Here is a 16,701-nt window from a genome sequence, read left to right as displayed (position 1 = left end):
CGCACAAAGGAAGGGAAATCACAGCGATTGCAGGTTATGCTTACAATTTTATTTTGATACCTCCATTTACTACAAACCCGTCGAGCGGGGCATAGATATCCCGGAAAACCGGGGTAGCGAGGCTTCCTGTGAAGATGCTGTCGAACCGGGTCTGGCGCGTATCGGTCAAATTCTCGAAGTTGATAAATAAAGAAAACTTGTTCCACAACCGCTCCGCCATAAAACCGGTGATCCAGTAAGGACGGCCGGTAGTGCCATCGTTCAGCAGCTGGCGGCTATAGTAATAAGCTTCGAGGCCCAGTTTCCATTTTTCGGCGGCCTCGTACATCAATACGTTATTGAGGCGGTGTTTCGCCGTAAGCGGATTTGGCGCATCGGCCTCCGCGGTGTGCAGCCGGGCATCGGTGAAGGTGTAACCGATAAATAGCTTCAGGTCCTGGTAGGTGATCTTTATGTTCGTTTCAGTTCCCCGGCTATCAAAATGACCGTTCACGTTCTCGAACCGGAATGTACTCCCTGCCGCGGTCTGCATAATGAGCGGGTTGTTTAACCGGGTATAAAAGAACAGCTGGTTGATACTGACCCCAAGATCGTCCGTGATGGCCGTACGGAAGTTCACGTCCCAGTTCACGCCGGCACTCCGTTCCAGCTTATTTGCGGATGGCGAGATGCCAAGCACTTGCCGGTACTGGATCCGTTCACTTTCTTCGGTAAAGATGGTGGGTGTTTTATAGCCCAGCCCGGCGCCGAAACGGGAGCTCAGCTTTGGTGTGAGCTTAAACAGCGCGGAAAACCGCGGAAGAAGGACGAAGCCGTAGTCGGCTACATAGTCGCTGCGCAAGCCGGTTTCCAGTTCAAAAAAGGAGGCTACCTGGAGACTGTTCTGGATAAATCCGCCAAGGGTGGTCTGCCGGTAATTACGGAGGGCGACGGAGGTTTGCAGGTTTTCGTTAAACCGGTCGGTAACCAGGTTGATACCTGTTACCCATTCCGCTTTTTCCTGTCGCACCGCATAGCTGATCTCGGTGAATGTACCGTATTGCGAGCCATTGAAGTTATAGCCCGGCGTAGCGATCTTGCGATTGAAATAGCTGGTACTATTCCTGAAGGTGAGCTGGCGGTGTGCGGATAACGCGTTGCTAAGCGAGAACTGTGATGACAGCCGTTTAGTGTTATTCTTCTCGAAATAGCTGTGGGTGGCATCGCCATTCTTTTTTATGAAGTGGAGGTCGCCGCCCGTGCGGTTTTCGAAATTGGTATTAATGCCGGCGGTGATAGTGGTGCGATCGCCTGCTTTGTAATACAGCCGCGGGTTAAAGGTGTAGCGCGTGAATTTGGGGATGGCCGTTAGGTCGACAGGCCCCGGAGCGTATGGCGCCTGGCTGTTTCGGGCGGCGAAAACAGTGATCCCGGTTGGTCCGGACTGTTTACCATAATACCCGCTAAGGTCGAGACCGCCGGCCGAGGTCACATTGCCCAGCACGTTCAGTTCGGGTTCCTGGCGCGGGGTTTTGCTCACCAGGTTCACCAGTCCGGCAATGGCGCCGCCGCCGTAGAGCGTAGACGCCGATCCTTTGATCACCTCCACCTGTTTAAGGTCGAGCGGCGGTGTTTGCAGCAAGCCCAGTCCGCTGGCCGCGCCGGAATAAACGGGGAAGCCATCTTTCAGGATCTGCGTGTAGCGCCCGTCGAGACCCTGTATGCGGATCGAGGCGTTTGCGCTGGTGGCGGAAGTTTGTTGTGTCTGGATCCCCGTGCTTTCGCTCAGCACCATGCGGATATCGCCGGGCTTCATGTTGCCTTTTTCGTCGAGCTCTTCACCGGCAATTACTTCCACCCGGGTGGGGATGGCAGAAATGGTGCGCGAGCTGCGGGTGGTAGAAATCACCACTTCATCGAGGTTCTCTCCTGCCGAGGCGGTAAGCAGCACATCGAGCACCCCGGTGAAGGGAAGGTAAACCGAATCTGTTTTGGTCTCATAACCGAGATAAAGTACCCGGATAAGGTGTTTTCCATCGGCTATGCCGGATAAAACCGCTTTGCCGTCGCTTCCCGACGATACCGATCTGCCTGAAGCGGGTAGCGAAACCGTAGCGCCGGCGAGCGGCTCTTGTGTTTTTGAGTCTTTAACAAGTATCGAGAGACCGGTTTGTGCGCTTGCTGCAAGGCAGACCAGGCAAGCTGCGGCCAGTAAAAAAAGTCGTTTCATTTTATATTAATAGAAGGTGATCAGTGTTCAGTTGCAGGGAATCGCCGTATCCTTCCTCCCGGGGGAGAAAAGGTCATTTAATTAAAAAGGTATTGATATCAGTTAATTAACTGCGATCTTTCCTCCTTTGGAGGACGTGCCCAGGGCGAAGGAGAAAATGTTTAAGAAACTTTCGGCGGCTGCCATACAGGGATCGTTACCTGCAACGGAGATCCCCCGGGTACAATACGTCGCTGGAAGGGAAGGGCATGGGGAATGTGGAGAACAGGCGCGCTTTGCGGCAGCACGGCCGAAAAAGTACAGCACGTGCAATAGCAGAAAGGCGTACAGCTCCCGGGTTGCGCGTTATCATCCGTATGCGCCTGTTCTATCCGGGTGGTGGCGGCAGTTCCTGGCCCGTCATTACATACATCCGCGAAATTAAGCGCGAACATAAAAAAGGCGAGAAGGGTTGCTACGATCCTCATTGGGAGGCAAAGGTAGCAGAAAAAAGAAAATCCATACCGGGGTAATAACCCGGTATGATATTTCTATGGCATAAGTTATTTATACACCGCTGCGATCACTTCTTTAAGCGATTTCGGTTCGCGACCCAGTAGTTGCCGCAGGTCGCCGGAGGGTGTGTCGAGCTCGTTGGCTTTGATGGCGGCGATAAACCCGACGCTTACTGCGATGGCTTCCTCTGGGAGGTGGATGCTTTCCAGGAAGGCTTTGAAGGCATCGGCGGGAATATCGGTATAACTTACTTCTTTGCCTGATACTTCGGAAAGGAGTTTCGCCACCTCCGCGAATGAATAACTTACCGGAAGGCCGATGTTGTACTCCTTGTTTTCGTGTGCTGCACCGGTTATTACGTTCGCGGCGGCTTCGGCCATGTCGGTCCTTGCTGCGAAGGGTACCGCGCCATTTCCTGCCGGGAGGCGGATGCCCGTATCGGCCGCCTTTGGCCCGGTAAATACCGGCAGGAAATCGGCATACAGGGTGTGATGCAGCAGGGCGTAGGTGATTCCCGACTCGCGGATGGCCTGGTCTGTATCAAAGTGGTCATCAAGGAACCATTGGAAAGCAGAACCGCTGGTTTTAGTGGTAGCCACGCCTGTGTAAGCAATAAATTTTACACCTGCTTGCTGCGCCGCGCTTACCACGTTGAGGTGTTGGGCTTTTCGTCCGTTGAGGGCGCTGGAAGAAATAAATAACAGCTTCTCTACGCCGTTAAAAGCAGTTACGAGCGAGTCTTTGTCGAGGTAATCGCCTGTGCGTACGGTAATCCCTTTTTCTTTAAAGGCGGTGCCTTTTTCTTCTGAGCGTACCAATACGGCCAGCTGCGAAGCCGGAACTTTTTGTAAAAGGAAATCAATGACTGCGCTTCCCAAATGTCCGGAAGCTCCTGTAACGAGTATCATATTGTTAAGAATTAAATAAGTAAAAATCGATGATGCAAATCTCAGTCATCCGCTTTACTTTTGAAAGTAGTTTCCAAAATGAAACCGATTTCCCCGCAGAAACCATGACCGCAAAAGCCATTAAGCACGAAAAATCTATCGCCTGCCGAAGCCAGCTCCGCGCCATCCACGATACCCTCGAACTTATTAACGGGAAATGGAAGATCTCGGTGATCGCCTCGCTCAGTTTCCTTGGTAAGTGCAGGTTTATGGAGCTGCAGCGGGAAGTGGATGGCGTAGGTGCAAAGATGCTTTCGCAGGTGCTGAAGGAACTGGAAGAGAACCAATTGATTAACCGGCAGGTATTTGATACCAAGCCGGTGACCGTGGAGTATTCGCTGACGGACTATGGCCGCACTTTACAGCGGGTAATTAACGAAATGGCGGAGTGGGGCGCGAATCACCGGAAGAAGATCCTGGAGTGAGCCGGGGCAGGCGTCCGATCCATATTTAAAATTCCTGGCATGGTGCATCCGCCAGGCGGACGCTGAGGCGCCTCACCATATATTTTGCCTAATATTGCCTTATGAAGATGGCCCTGTTACACCCGGTATTGAGTCCCCTCGGCCTGCTCCTGCTGCAGATCATCGCCATTCTCGTAGTGGCCAGGATCTTCGGCGCCCTCATCGCCCGGATAGGGCAGCCGCCGGTGATCGGCGAGATGATCGCCGGGATCGTTTTAGGGCCCTCGCTGCTGGGACGCCTGTTGCCGGGGCTTTCCGGCCTGCTTTTTCCCGCCGGCTCATTGGGGAATCTCCAATTCCTGAGTGAGATCGGCCTGATCCTGTTTATGTTTATTACAGGTATGGAGCTCGATTTAGGCAAGCTGAAAGATAAAGCCCGCCACGCAATCGTTATTAGTTATACCAGTATCATTTTTCCCTATTTGCTGGGAGTAGGGGCGGCGTATTTTATCTACCGCGGCTTAGCGCCTGCGGGTGTCGGGTTCCTGGCGTTCGCGTTGTTTATGGGGATCGCGTTAAGCATTACCGCTTTCCCGGTACTTGCGCGGATCCTTCAGGCCCGCGGGTTAACAAAAACGAGCGTGGGCACCCTGGTGCTCGCGTGTGCGGCGTTCGACGATGTAACCGCGTGGTGTATCCTCGCCGTAGTAGTGGCCGTGGCCAAAGTCACATCAGCAACGGGCGTATTGGTTACACTGGTACTTTCGGCATCGTTCGTCCTGGTGATGTTTTATGTGGTCGGCCCGGGGATCAGGAGATTTGCCGATAAGCATGCCACATCGTCCGGCATCCTGAAGCAGGTAGTGGTAATGAGTGCCTTTTTCGTGCTGCTGGTATCCGCGTTTGCCACCGAAGCGATAGGGGTCCACGCATTATTCGGCGCATTTCTCGCCGGGGTGATCATGCCCCGGAAATCGGGTATCCGCGAACAGCTGCCCGGCAAGATTGCCGATGTGAGCCAATTGTTGCTGCTACCGCTTTTCTTCGCTTTAACGGGATTGAAAACACAGATCGGGTTGCTGAACGATGCCTCCCACTGGCTAATTTGCGCGGCGCTGGTGCTGGTGGCCATCATCGGTAAATTCGGGGGAAGCACGCTTGCGGCGAAACTCACCGGCCAGTCATGGCATGATTCGCTGACCATTGGCGCCTTAATGAATACCCGCGGGCTGATGGAGCTCATCGTGCTGAATATCGGCTACAGCATGGGCATCCTGTCGCCGGTATTATTTGCCATGCTGGTGCTGATGGCGCTTACCACCACCTTTATGACCGCGCCGCTGCTCGACCTCGTCGCGTGGTCCGGCAGGAAACCACAGCTGCCATGAACGCGAACTGATCGCGGAAGACTTTTAGCCTCAAATTTTATCAATAGGTTTCCGGTCCTTCTCCACGGACGTTTTGTAGGCGGTCACTGAATTGCCCGTAACTGCCTTAAACTGGCTTGAGAGGTGGGAAGTGCTGCTGTAGCCGAGGCGGTAGGCGATCTCCGTCAGCGTAAGCTCGCCGTATTGCAGCAGTTCTTTTACTTTCTCTATTTTTTGCTGGATGATGAATTTCTCCAGGGTGATCTCCTGGTTTTCGGAGAACAGCCGGCTCAGCCAGGTGTAATCGCGGTTTAGCTGATCGCTGAGCACTTGTGAGAAGTTTATGTTCAGCTCTTCCGCTTCACTATGGTGGATCAGCCCGATCACGATGTTTTTGATGCGCGCTATAATTTTGTCTTTCCCGGTATCGATCAGTTCGAAACCCAGGATCTTTAAGGACGACGCAATTTCTGCCACCTGCGCATCGTCGGGCTCCGGCGCGATTTCAACTACGCCCAGCGAGATCTTGTGTACGGTAAGATCCAGGTGCTCCAGCTGCTGGCGGACGACCATGATGCACCGGTCGCAAACCATGTTTTTAATTGTCAGGACCATCTTGTATCAATTAATCGACCTGTTCTGCACTATAGCCCGCTTTTTGGAGCGCTTCCTTTACGGATCCGGCAGCGAGGCCTTCCCATGCGGACACGGACAGTATTTTGTTTGCGCTTTCGAGGTCAACCGTCCAGCTTTCCACTTCAGGGAGACTGTTTAGCCCGGGAGTAACGGCTGCCACACAGCCGGAACATTTAATATTGGTTTTAAATTTCAGCGTTTCCATGGTACAGGTGTTAGTTAAGGTTTGTAATTTTTAATCGCAGGCTATTGGCTACTACAGATACCGAGCTGAGCGCCATAGCCGCCCCGGCGATCATGGGGTTTAGCAGGAAGCCGTTTACCGGGTAAAGTATCCCCGCTGCGATGGGGATGCCCACCAGGTTGTAAATGAATGCCCAGAACAGGTTCTGCCGGATGGTGCGGACGGTGGCTTTCGATAGCTTTAAGGCCCGTGGTACCTGCGCCAGGTCTGAGGCCACCAGGGTGATCTTCGCCACATCCATCGCGATATCCGACCCGCGGCCCATCGCGATAGACACGTCGGCTTGTGCCAGCGCCTGGCTATCGTTAATTCCATCGCCGATCATGGCTACGGTTTTGCCTTCGAGCTGCAGTTTTTTCACGAATGCTGCTTTCTCCGACGGCAGTACTTCTGCCTGGTAATGGGCGATGCCGGTTTGCTGCGCTACCGCCGCGGCTGTTTGTTCACCGTCGCCGGTAAGCATGTATACCTCGATTCCAAGGCGTTGCAGCTGGTTCACCGCCTCGCGGGAGGCAGGCCTGATCACGTCGGCGATGGCCGCTACCGCAAGAAGCTGCTGCTCTGAAAAGAAATAGATCACCGTTTTCGCCTGCTGGCGCAGCTGGCTTATCCTGGCAGTAATATCTGCGGGCACGGGGACGTTCTGCGCCGACAATAATTGACGGCTGCCTGCAAAATAAACGCGGCCGTCTGCCCAAGCCGTTACACCCTTGCCGGTGAGGCTTTCGAAGGCCGTGATGGGTGCCGGTGTCCTGTTTTCCGCTTCCAGCGAATGGACGATGGCTTCTGCCAGCGGGTGTTCTGAGCGTTGTTCAAGCGCGAGCAGGATTCCCGCCAGGTGATCTGCATCATTATTGGCCTCCTCCAACCATAACAGCTCGGTCACTTCGGGTTTCCCCGCGGTAATGGTCCCGGTTTTATCCAGTACAATGGCATTTACCTTGTAACCAAGCTCCAGTGCCTGGGCATCTTTAACCAGGATGCCATGGCCGGCGCCCTTCCCGATACCCACCATAATGGCTGTTGGCGTGGCAAGGCCCAATGCGCAGGGACAGGCAATTACCAGCACGGTGACCATAGCGAGCAGCCCCTGTGTAAGCGCTTGTTCGCCGCCCAGCAGGAGCCAGCCGGCAAGTGTGAGCATCGCGATGATCAATACCACCGGCACGAAGATCCCGGCAATCTTATCCACCAGTTTTTGTACCGGCGCCCTGGAGCCCTGGGCCTCCTGCACCAAACGAATGATCTGTGCCAGCATCGTTTCACTGCCGACTTTACCCGCTTCGAACCGGAAGCTTCCTTTCTGGTTGATGGTGCCGGCGAACACTCGCCCGCCATTCCTCTTGGCAACGGCTACCGGTTCACCGGTGATCATGCTTTCGTCGACGTAAGATTCCCCTTCGTACACGATGCCGTCTACCGGGATCTTTTCGCCGGGGCGGACCAGGACCTTATCGCCTACGCGCACCTCCGTTACGGGTACTTCCGTTTCGCCGGCAGGGGTAACCAGTCTTACGGTTTTCGGCTGCAGCCCGATCAGTTTCCTGATGGCCGAAGAGGTGTTGGACCTGGCATGTTCTTCCAGTAGCTTGCCCAGCAGGATGAACACGATCACCACCGCCGCGGCCTCGTAATAAACATGCGGATGAAATCCCCGCCGATGCCAGAACCCGGTATTAAAAGTGTTAAATACGCTGAAAATATAGGCGATACCGGTGCTTAGCGCCACCAGGGTATCCATGTTCGCCCGGTTGTGGGCGGCTTGTTTCCAGGCATTGAGGAAGAAGCTCCGCCCGAAAACAAACACCACGGGCGTAGTGAGCACGAGCATGTAATAATTGGCGTACGGGAGGTCCATCAGGAACATTCCAAGGATCACTACCGGTATGGTGAGCAGCGACGCCGCGATGGTTCTGCGCTTCAGCAATTGGTAACGCCGCGCCTGGTCTTCTTCCTGTTGCGCCCTGCCGTTCCCGGATTCATCTATGATCAGGTCGTAACCAATGCCCTGGACCACTCTTTTAAATTCCTCCGGGCTGATCACCGACGGATAGTAGCTTACCCTGGCAGACTGCGTGGCATAATTCACCGCTGCCTGTGCTACGCCTTTTTGCGCGCCCAGCATGGATTGTACGCTGCCTGCGCAGGAAGCGCATGACATGCCGGTAACCGGGAAAGTGGCCGTCTTTGATTCGTTCGCGGAGGTAGTTTTCATTGCTGGTACAAAAGTACGCCCAATGGAAACGATAATCGATATATCATTCTGAGGAAATGATGCAGAATTATGATGCGCGTGCTTTATTCTTTTTCGTATATGGCCACCTGGTACCGCAGGGTAGGTTTTGCCGAGAGGCCTGTTTGTCACCCTAAGCGGAACAGGTATGCCTGGATGAGACCTGCTGCCATCCGTTTTTGAAAAATAACCCGGAAAAAGAGCGCATATATGGGCCGGCCATCGCTTTTGGCGGCCGGTTGGAGCGGAATCCCCTCCCGGATCCGCCTTTTTTGTGGTTAGGCGCCCAAACCAGATGAATATTGTATGAACTTTTTAAGAAGAGGGCATCAGAATTGATTCTGCTCTCAAACTTTTGCTATTTTTGGGGCCGTAGATGAAAGTTGCAATTATATTTTTCCGATCCCTGTTTATTTTGCTGTTAATTGGGTCAGGCCAGCTACATGCGGGTGCTCATCACAAGCCTGTTCCGCGCTTCCCGGTCGTTTCTGCCGGCTATAACCGGCAAACCGGCTTTAACGAGGTAAGCCAGGGAATTATCATCTCCAAAACCAGCAGCTTAACAAAGGATAACGCGTACCTCGTTAATGTAGAAGAGGAGGAAGAAGAGCTGCTGCTCGGCCGGAAATATGTGCTGCTGGCCAAGTATCTTTTTACGCTTTCGTACCTGTTTATTTTAAGTTATTTTTTTAGCTATTTCAAAAATCGCCTGCCTTCCTGCTGGCTTTTATCGGGAACACCTGCCGGTAAATACATCCTTCAACGCGTTTTAAGGATCTGATAAGATCCGCTTTCTCCCTCCCCTTACGCAGAATACCAGTAATCTATCGATTCACTGCCAGGAAGCCTTACGCTTTCCACTCACTTTAATCACTCCCATTAACACCATGAAGAGAATTGTAATCCTCTCAGGCGCGCTTGCCATACTGTGCTACGCAAGCTGCACGTCTAAAAAAGAAATAAAAGAAGAAACCGGTAAGTATACGGTCACCAGCGCTTTGAAGATCGACACGTCGTTTACCAAAGAATACGTTTCGCAGATCCGGTCTGTACGAAACATCGAGCTGCGCGCACAGGAAAAAGGCTACCTCCAAAACATCTACGTAGATGAGGGGCAGTTCGTGAAGGCCGGTCAGCTGTTATTCAGGATCATGCCAAAACTTTATGAGGCTGAGCTGTTAAAGGCCGAAGCCGAGCAAAAGGCCGCGGAGATCGAGTTGCAGAACACTAAAACGCTTGCCGATAAAAACGTGGTTTCGAAAAATGAGTTCGCACTGGCACAGGTCAAGGTAGAACAGGCAAAGGCCGAAGTGGCGCTGGCGAAACTGCACCTTTCGTTTACCGAGATCAGGGCGCCGTTCGCCGGAACGATAGACCGTATTCCGCTGAAGCTCGGAAGTCTCGTTGACGAAGGCGAGCTGTTAACGAGCTTATCAGATAACAGCCAGGTATTTGCGTACTTCAATGTATCTGAGCCTGAGTACCTCGACTACCAAACCAACGTTAAGAACCGCGCCAACAACAAGGTAGGGTTGCTGCTGGCCAATAACCAGCCGCTGCCCTATAAAGGCGATGTTGAAACCATTGAAAGCGAGTTCGACAGCGAAACCGGCAACATTGCCTTCCGGGCTAAATTCCCCAACCCCGACAAACTGCTAAAACATGGCGAAACCGGCAAAGTACAGATGACCGTGCCGCTGCGCAATGCGCTGATCATCCCGCAAAAGGCTACCTACGAGATCCAGGACAAAATCTATGTCTTCGTGGTCGGTGCCGATAAAAAGGCCAAGTCGCGCGAGATCACCATTACCAGTAAAATGCCCGATCTCTACGTGGTCGAAAGCGGTATCTCCGGAACGGATAAGATCCTCCTCGACGGCGTACAGAAGGTAAAAGAGGACGACAGGATCGAGTTCGAATACCTGGCGCCCAGGGAAGTAGTGGCGCATTTGAGGTTAAAAGCGGAGTAGTTATCAGTTGCCGGTAACTAGTTATCAGTTGTCAGTTGTCAGTGATCAGTTCCTATCCCATAGCTACAGGCGATTGAACTGGTAACTGGCAACTGATAACTGGCAACTGGCAACTGATAACTGACAACTGATCACTCATCACCGGCAACCATTCCATCATCATTTACACAACTCACTCACATGTTCAATAAATTCATTCACAGACCGGTTCTGTCTATCGTGATATCGCTCATTATCACCTTCTTAGGGGTGCTTGCGATCACACAGATGCCGGTTACGCAATTCCCGTCTATTTCCCCGCCGAAGGTGAATATTACGGCAGAATACCCTGGCGCCAACGGGGAGCTCATGACCAAGGCGGTACTTATCCCGCTTGAACGGGCTATTAACGGCGTGCCCGGCATGAAGTACATGGCTTCCGATGCGGGTAACGACGGCGAAGCTACCATCCAGGTGGTATTTAACCTGGGAACCGACCCTAACCAGGCCTCGGTAAATATCCAGAACCGCGTAGCTTCGGTGGTAAACAAGCTGCCGCCGCTGGTGGTACGCGAAGGGGTGAAGATCACCCGCGAGGAATCCAACATGCTGATGTACATTAACCTGTACAGTAAGGATCCGCATATGGACGAAAAGTTCCTCTTCAATTTCGCCGATATCAACATCCTTTCCGAGCTGAAAAGGGTAGATGGCGTAGGTGTTGCCGATATCCTGGGTAACCGCGAGTATGCTATGCGCATCTGGCTAAAACCCGACCGGATGCTGGCGTATAAGATTTCGGCCGAAGAGGTAATGAAAGCGCTGGACGAGCAGAGCCTCGAAGCGTCGCCCGGTAAAACCGGGGAGAGCTCGGGTAAACGCTCACAGGCCTTTGAATATGTGCTTAAGTATCCCGGGCGGTTTAATACCAAAGAAGGGTATGAGAACATCATCCTCCGGTCTACTTCCAAAGGGGAGATCCTGCGGTTGAAAGACGTGGCGCAGATCGAGTTCGGCAGTTCTATGTATGACCTTTATTCCAACCTGAACGGGCGGTCGTCTGCCGCCATCACCGTAAAGCAGTCTTACGGTAGTAATGCGAGCCAGGTGATCAGGAACATCAAGGTAAAAATGGCGGAGATCAAAGCCAGCTCCTTCCCCAAGGGATTGGATTACGAGATCAGTTATGATGTTTCCAAGTTCCTCGATGCCTCTATCGAAAAAGTGGTGCACACGCTGGTAGAAGCGTTCATCCTGGTGGGCCTGGTGGTGTTCCTGTTCCTGGGCGACTGGCGCTCTACGCTGATCCCCGCCATTGCGGTGCCGGTATCGCTTATCGGTACCTTCGTGTTCATGAGCTATTTCGGGATCACGCTGAACCTCATCACCTTGTTCGCGCTGGTGCTGGCTATCGGGATCGTGGTCGATAACGCCATCGTGGTGATCGAGGCGGTGCACGCAAAAATGGAAATGAAACATCTTTCGCCGCTTAAGGCCACGGAAGAAGCGATGCACGAGATCAGCGGAGCCATTATCGCCATCACGTTCGTAATGGCAGCGGTATTTATCCCGGTCGCCTTTATGTCGGGGCCGGTAGGGATCTTTTACCGGCAGTTCTCCATCACCATGGCGACCTCCATTATCCTTTCGGGAGTAGTTGCGTTAACGCTAACGCCGGCCCTTTGCGCCATGATGCTTAAGAATACACACGGAAAACCTAAAAAGAAAACGGTCCTTAACAAAGGCGTCGACGGCTTTAACCGCTGGTTTAATAACCTTACCGGCAGGTACCGGCGGCTGCTGGGCGCGATCGTTAACCGCCGGGTAGTCACTTTCGTGATGCTGATCGCGTTTTGCGCCGGTACGTGGCTGCTCAACAACAGCCTGCCTTCCGGGTTCATCCCGAACGAAGACCAGGGGATGTTCTACGCCGTGATCCAGACACCGCCGGGATCATCGCTGGAGCGCACCAACCAGGTCGCCGAGAAGCTGCAGAAGATCGCAGAAGACGTTGAAGGCGTGCAATCCGTGTCCTCCCTGGCCGGGTATGAGATCCTTACGGAAGGCACGGGCGCCAACTCGGGAACCTGCCTGATCAACCTCAAAAGCTGGGATGAGCGCAAGCACTCCGTACAGGAGGTAATTAAGGAGCTGGAAGAGAAGTCGAAGGACATTACGGGTGCCACCATCGAATTTTTCCAGCCGCCGGCCGTGCCGGGATATGGGGCTGCGGGCGGTTTCGAGCTGCGTTTGCTGGACAAAGCCGGGTCGGGCGACTATAAAAAGATGGAAACCGTAAGCCGCGATTTCGTGCGCGAACTGGAAAAGCGGCCCGAATTATCGTCGGTGTTCACCTTTTACAGCGCCAGTTTCCCGCAATATATGCTGCGCATCGATAACGACATCGCCCAGCAGAAAGGGATAACTATAGAAAATGCCATGAATACGCTCTCCACCCTGGTGGGAAGTAATTATGAAACCAACTTTATTAAATACGATCGCCAGTACAAGGTAATGGTACAGGCGCTGCCGCAATACCGGGCGCTGCCGGAAGACATCCTGAAATTGTATGTTAAAAACGACAAGGAGGAGATGGTGCCTTTTTCTGCCTTCATGAAGATAGAAAAGGTATACGGTTTGTCGGAGATCACCCGCCATAATATGTACAACGCTTCGGAGATCAGCGGTGCTGCGGCGCCGGGTTACAGCAGCGGTTCTGCCATCCAGGCGGTTAACGAAGTGGCAAAGGCGAAGCTCCCCCGCGGCTTTGGCATCGACTGGGCGGGGATCTCGGCGGATGAGGTGGCCCGCGGTAACCAGGCGGTTTATATTTTCCTGATCTGTCTCGGGTTTGTGTACCTGATCCTCGCCGCGCAATACGAGAGCTTTGTGCTGCCGTTCCCTGTAATCCTGTCGCTCCCGGCCGGGATCTTCGGTGCCTTCCTGCTGCTTAAGATCTTCGGGCTGGAGAATAACATCTATGCCCAGGTGGCCATGGTGATGCTGATCGGCCTGCTGGGCAAAAATGCGGTGCTTATCGTGGAGTTCGCCGTGCAGCGGCACCGTGCGGGGGATTCGGTATTAAAAGCCGCCATTGAGGGTTCGGCGGTGAGGTTCCGCCCGATCCTGATGACGTCGTTCGCCTTTATCGCCGGGCTTATCCCGCTGGTATTCGCTTCGGGTCCCGGCGCTACAGGTAACCGCACCATCGGCTCGGCTGCAGCAGGCGGCATGCTTATCGGGACTGTTTTCGGCGTAATCATTATCCCCGGGTTGTATTACATATTCGGCAAGATCTCAGAGCGACATGTGCTTGTAAAAGAGGAAGAAGAAAATCCGTTAACCGAAGAAATTGACCATAATGTATAAGATCAATAAGATACATACGTGCATCGGCTTGCTGGGCTTATCCCTGGCCGTTGCCAGCTGCAAGGTCCCCGCGATCGTGCAGACGACTGAAAATAAACAGGTTCCCGGCGCGTATAACATCAGCCGCGATACCACCAACACCGCGAGCCTGCCCTGGCGGAGTTTCTTTACGGATCCGCACCTGGCAGCCCTGATCGACACGGCGCTTAAAAATAACCAGGAGCTGAACGTCACGCTCCAGGAAATAGAGATGGCGAAGAACGACATCCGCTTTCGTAAAGGACAGATCCTGCCCACAGTGGGCGCGAAAGTGGGTATAGGCGTCGAAAAAGTGGGCCGTTACACCAGCCAGGGCGCAGGCGACGCATCTACGGAGATCGCGCCCGGTAAAGAAACGCCCGACCCGCTGATGGATTATACCGCCGCCGTCTACGCGAACTGGGAGGTCGATATCTGGAAAAAGCTGCGTACCGCGAAGAAAGCCGCGGTAACCCGGTACCTGGCGACGGTTGAGGGCAAGAACTTCGTGCTCACCAACCTCGTTGCCGAAGTGGCCAATTCGTACTACGAGCTGCTGGCCCTCGACAACCAACTGGAGATGGTGAAGCAGAACATCGGTCTCCAGGAGAATGCCCTCGAGATCGTAAAGGTGCAAAAAGAAGCCAGCCGCGTAACGGAGCTCGCGGTGCAAAAGTTCCAGGCGGAGGTGCTCAACTCACAGAGCCTGGAGTTCGAGATTCTTCAGAATATCAAAGAGACCGAAAACAAGATCAACTTCCTGCTGGCGCGGTACCCGCAGGAGATCCCGAGAGACAAAAGCGATTTCTTTGGATTAATGCCTGCGGCGATCCACGCCGGCGTGCCATCGCAGTTGCTGGCCAACAGACCGGACCTTAAACGGGCCGAGTTGGAACTCATGGCGGCGAGGCTGGACGTAAAGGTGGCCCGCGCGGAGTTTTACCCGTCGTTCGGCATTTCGGCCGCACTGGGGTTCCAGGCGTTTAAACCTTCGTACCTGGTAAAATTTCCGGAGTCGATGCTGTATTCCCTGGCCGGCGACCTGGCGGGACCGCTGGTGAACCGCAACGCGATAAAAGCGGAGTTCTACAACGCCAATGCCCGGCAGCTGCAGGCGATGTATGACTACCAGCGGACCATCCTGAACGCCTACCTGGAGGTATCGACGCAGCTTTCCAGGATCGATAACCTGGAGAAAAGCTATGACCTGAAATCGAAACAAGTGGATGCGCTTACGAAATCGATCGACATATCGAACGACCTGTTTAAATCGGCCCGCGCCGACTACCTGGAAGTGCTGATGACCCAGCGCGATGCCCTCGAGTCGAGGCTGGAGCTGATCGAGACCAAAAAGGGGCAGCTGAATGCCATCGTAAATGTGTACAGGGACCTTGGAGGAGGGTGGAAATAGCTGAAGATATCAAACAAGCTTGTCAGGATATTAACCTGTTAAATAAACTTGCTATCACTAATTCACTAGCTTTGCCCAAACTCAACCTTTTATTATGGCGCCTTTACGCGGAATTTTCGGAAAACTGTTCATCCTGTTTTGGATGGCCGCCCTGTCGGCATCTGCACAGGACAAACACGTTAAACTGGTGAAGGTCGCCGATGCCTGGGCCAGGAACTCGGTAAACACTGTGGTTTTTCGTCATAACTCACTGGTCACGTTTAAAGGTACCCAATACACGGCGTTCTACGATGGTGACCAGCGGCTGGTGCTCGCCAAACGAAAAAGCGGCGCCGGGAAATGGGAGAGCCACATCACGCAATTCAAGGGTAACGCGATGGATGCACATCGTTCGATCAGTATTATGTTGGACGGCGACGGGTTTATTCACGTATCCTGGGACCACCACAATAACCCGCTCAACTATGCCAGAAGCGTCCGTCCCGGCTCGCTGCAGCTTACCGCGAAAATGCCGATGACCGGGATCAAGGAAAAGAACGCCACCTACCCGGAGTTCTACAGCCTGCCCGACGGCGGCCTGATGTTCCTCTACCGTGACGGGCAGTCGGGCAACGGCGACCTGATGCTGAACCGCTACAACGTAAAAGAAAAGAAATGGACGCAGGTGCAGGATGGCTGGATAAATGGTGAGGGCCGGCGCAACGCGTACTGGCAAATGACAACGGATAATCTTGGTACCATACACCTGTCGTGGGTTTGGCGTGAGACCGGCGATGTGGCCACCAACCACGATCTTTGCTATGCCCGCTCGAAAGACGGAGGAAAAACGTGGGAAAAAAGCACCGGCGAACGATACAAGCTGCCCATTACCGCCGCTACCGCCGAATATGCCGCCCGCATCCCGCAAAACAGCGAGCTGATTAACAGCACCTCCATGGCCGCGGATAACCTGGGCCGGCCCTACATTGCCACTTATTGGAGATCTCCTGACGCCAATGTCCCGCAATACCGGCTGGTATACCACGATGGAACGCAGTGGACGGTTAAGCAGATCTCTGAACGAAAAACGCCCTTCAGCCTTTCCGGCGGGGGAACAAAACGCATCCCGATAGCGCGCCCGCAGTTAGTGGTTAGCGAAAAGAATGGCGTAAAACGCGCGGCTATGATCTACCGCGATGAAGAACGTGGCGCTAAGGTGTCGATCGCTTTCTCTTCCGACCTGGAAAAGGGAGCCTGGACGACCTCGGATCTCACCAGCTTTGGCGTAGGCTCCTGGGAACCCAGCTACGATACGGAGCTTTGGAAACAAAAGAACCGGCTCGACATCTTTGTAGAAAACGTGGAGCAGGGTGATGGCGAAACGGTAAAAGAGCTTGCGCCGCAGCCTGTTTACGTGTTAAGCTGGAAGTTTTAAGCCAC

Annotated in this window: 13 protein-coding genes; 7 read left to right on the top strand and 6 right to left on the bottom strand. The window is 53.6% G+C overall.

The genetic code is table 11. From position 1 onward, the window contains the following. Positions 1-40: 40 nt before the first annotated feature. From GS398_RS18275 to GS398_RS18265, 3 genes are all read right to left on the bottom strand, one after another. Positions 41-2,209 (bottom strand): TonB-dependent receptor, encoded by a 2,169-nt coding sequence (locus GS398_RS18275; protein ID WP_160908249.1) that lies wholly within the window; start codon positions 2,207-2,209, stop codon positions 41-43. 161 nt (positions 2,210-2,370) lie between these two features. Beyond that, entirely contained in the window at positions 2,371-2,676 is a 306-nt protein-coding gene (locus GS398_RS18270; protein WP_160908248.1) for a DUF6660 family protein, read from the bottom strand. Positions 2,677-2,751: 75 nt separating this feature from the next. Further along, a complete protein-coding gene (locus GS398_RS18265) occupies positions 2,752-3,612 on the bottom strand; it encodes an SDR family oxidoreductase (protein ID WP_160908247.1) in 861 nt (286 codons plus the stop codon). A 29-nt stretch (positions 3,613-3,641) separates the two neighbouring features. On the opposite strand from GS398_RS18265, the gene GS398_RS18260 reads away from it, so the two are divergent. Together GS398_RS18260 and GS398_RS18255 are read left to right on the top strand one after the other, a co-directional pair. Next, positions 3,642-4,076, top strand: coding sequence for a winged helix-turn-helix transcriptional regulator (locus GS398_RS18260; protein ID WP_237488242.1), 435 nt, complete (start codon positions 3,642-3,644; stop codon positions 4,074-4,076). A gap of 101 nt (positions 4,077-4,177) precedes the next feature. Further along, positions 4,178-5,443 carry a cation:proton antiporter gene (locus GS398_RS18255; protein ID WP_160908246.1) on the top strand — a complete coding sequence of 422 codons (1,266 nt, stop codon included), beginning with the start codon at positions 4,178-4,180 and terminating at the stop codon, positions 5,441-5,443. 30 nt (positions 5,444-5,473) lie between these two features. On the opposite strand, the gene GS398_RS18250 is transcribed toward GS398_RS18255, so the two are convergent. The 3 genes from GS398_RS18250 to GS398_RS18240 are packed head-to-tail and all read right to left on the bottom strand — an operon-like array spanning position 5,474 to position 8,517. Further along, positions 5,474-6,037, bottom strand: coding sequence for a helix-turn-helix domain-containing protein (locus tag GS398_RS18250; RefSeq protein ID WP_160908245.1), 564 nt, complete (start codon positions 6,035-6,037; stop codon positions 5,474-5,476). A gap of 10 nt (positions 6,038-6,047) precedes the next feature. Next, on the bottom strand, positions 6,048-6,263 hold the full coding sequence (locus tag GS398_RS18245; RefSeq protein WP_160908244.1) for a heavy-metal-associated domain-containing protein: 216 nt from the start codon (positions 6,261-6,263) through the stop codon (positions 6,048-6,050). 10 nt (positions 6,264-6,273) lie between these two features. Beyond that, positions 6,274-8,517, bottom strand: coding sequence for a heavy metal translocating P-type ATPase (locus tag GS398_RS18240; RefSeq protein WP_160908243.1), 2,244 nt, complete (start codon positions 8,515-8,517; stop codon positions 6,274-6,276). Positions 8,518-8,950: 433 nt separating this feature from the next. On the opposite strand from GS398_RS18240, the gene GS398_RS18235 reads away from it, so the two are divergent. The 5 genes from GS398_RS18235 (at position 8,951) to GS398_RS18215 (ending at position 16,696) form a co-directional block, all read left to right on the top strand. Next, on the top strand, positions 8,951-9,316 hold the full coding sequence (locus tag GS398_RS18235) for a hypothetical protein (RefSeq protein ID WP_160908242.1): 366 nt from the start codon (positions 8,951-8,953) through the stop codon (positions 9,314-9,316). Between the two features lie 106 nt (positions 9,317-9,422). Then, the gene (locus GS398_RS18230; RefSeq protein WP_160908241.1) at positions 9,423-10,505 is read left to right on the top strand and encodes an efflux RND transporter periplasmic adaptor subunit; all 1,083 of its coding nucleotides are present in this window, start codon (positions 9,423-9,425) and stop codon (positions 10,503-10,505) included. Positions 10,506-10,685: 180 nt separating this feature from the next. Continuing rightward, the gene (locus tag GS398_RS18225; RefSeq protein ID WP_160908240.1) at positions 10,686-13,853 is read left to right on the top strand and encodes an efflux RND transporter permease subunit; all 3,168 of its coding nucleotides are present in this window, start codon (positions 10,686-10,688) and stop codon (positions 13,851-13,853) included. Continuing rightward, the gene (locus GS398_RS18220) at positions 13,846-15,282 is read left to right on the top strand and encodes a TolC family protein (RefSeq protein ID WP_160908239.1); all 1,437 of its coding nucleotides are present in this window, start codon (positions 13,846-13,848) and stop codon (positions 15,280-15,282) included. The genes GS398_RS18225 and GS398_RS18220 overlap by 8 nt, the downstream gene beginning before the upstream one ends. Positions 15,283-15,376: 94 nt before the next feature. After that, positions 15,377-16,696, top strand: a complete 1,320-nt coding sequence (locus GS398_RS18215; protein WP_160908238.1) for a BNR repeat-containing protein — start codon at positions 15,377-15,379, stop codon at positions 16,694-16,696. The last annotated feature ends 5 nt before the right edge of the window (positions 16,697-16,701 follow it).

Origin of the sequence: Hufsiella ginkgonis, assembly GCF_009834915.1 — a bacterium.
GTDB classification, from domain to species: Bacteria; Bacteroidota; Bacteroidia; order Sphingobacteriales; family Sphingobacteriaceae; genus Hufsiella; species Hufsiella ginkgonis.
The sequence above is the reverse complement of the archived record's forward strand: the minus strand, read 5'-3'. Positions and strand labels throughout refer to the sequence as shown.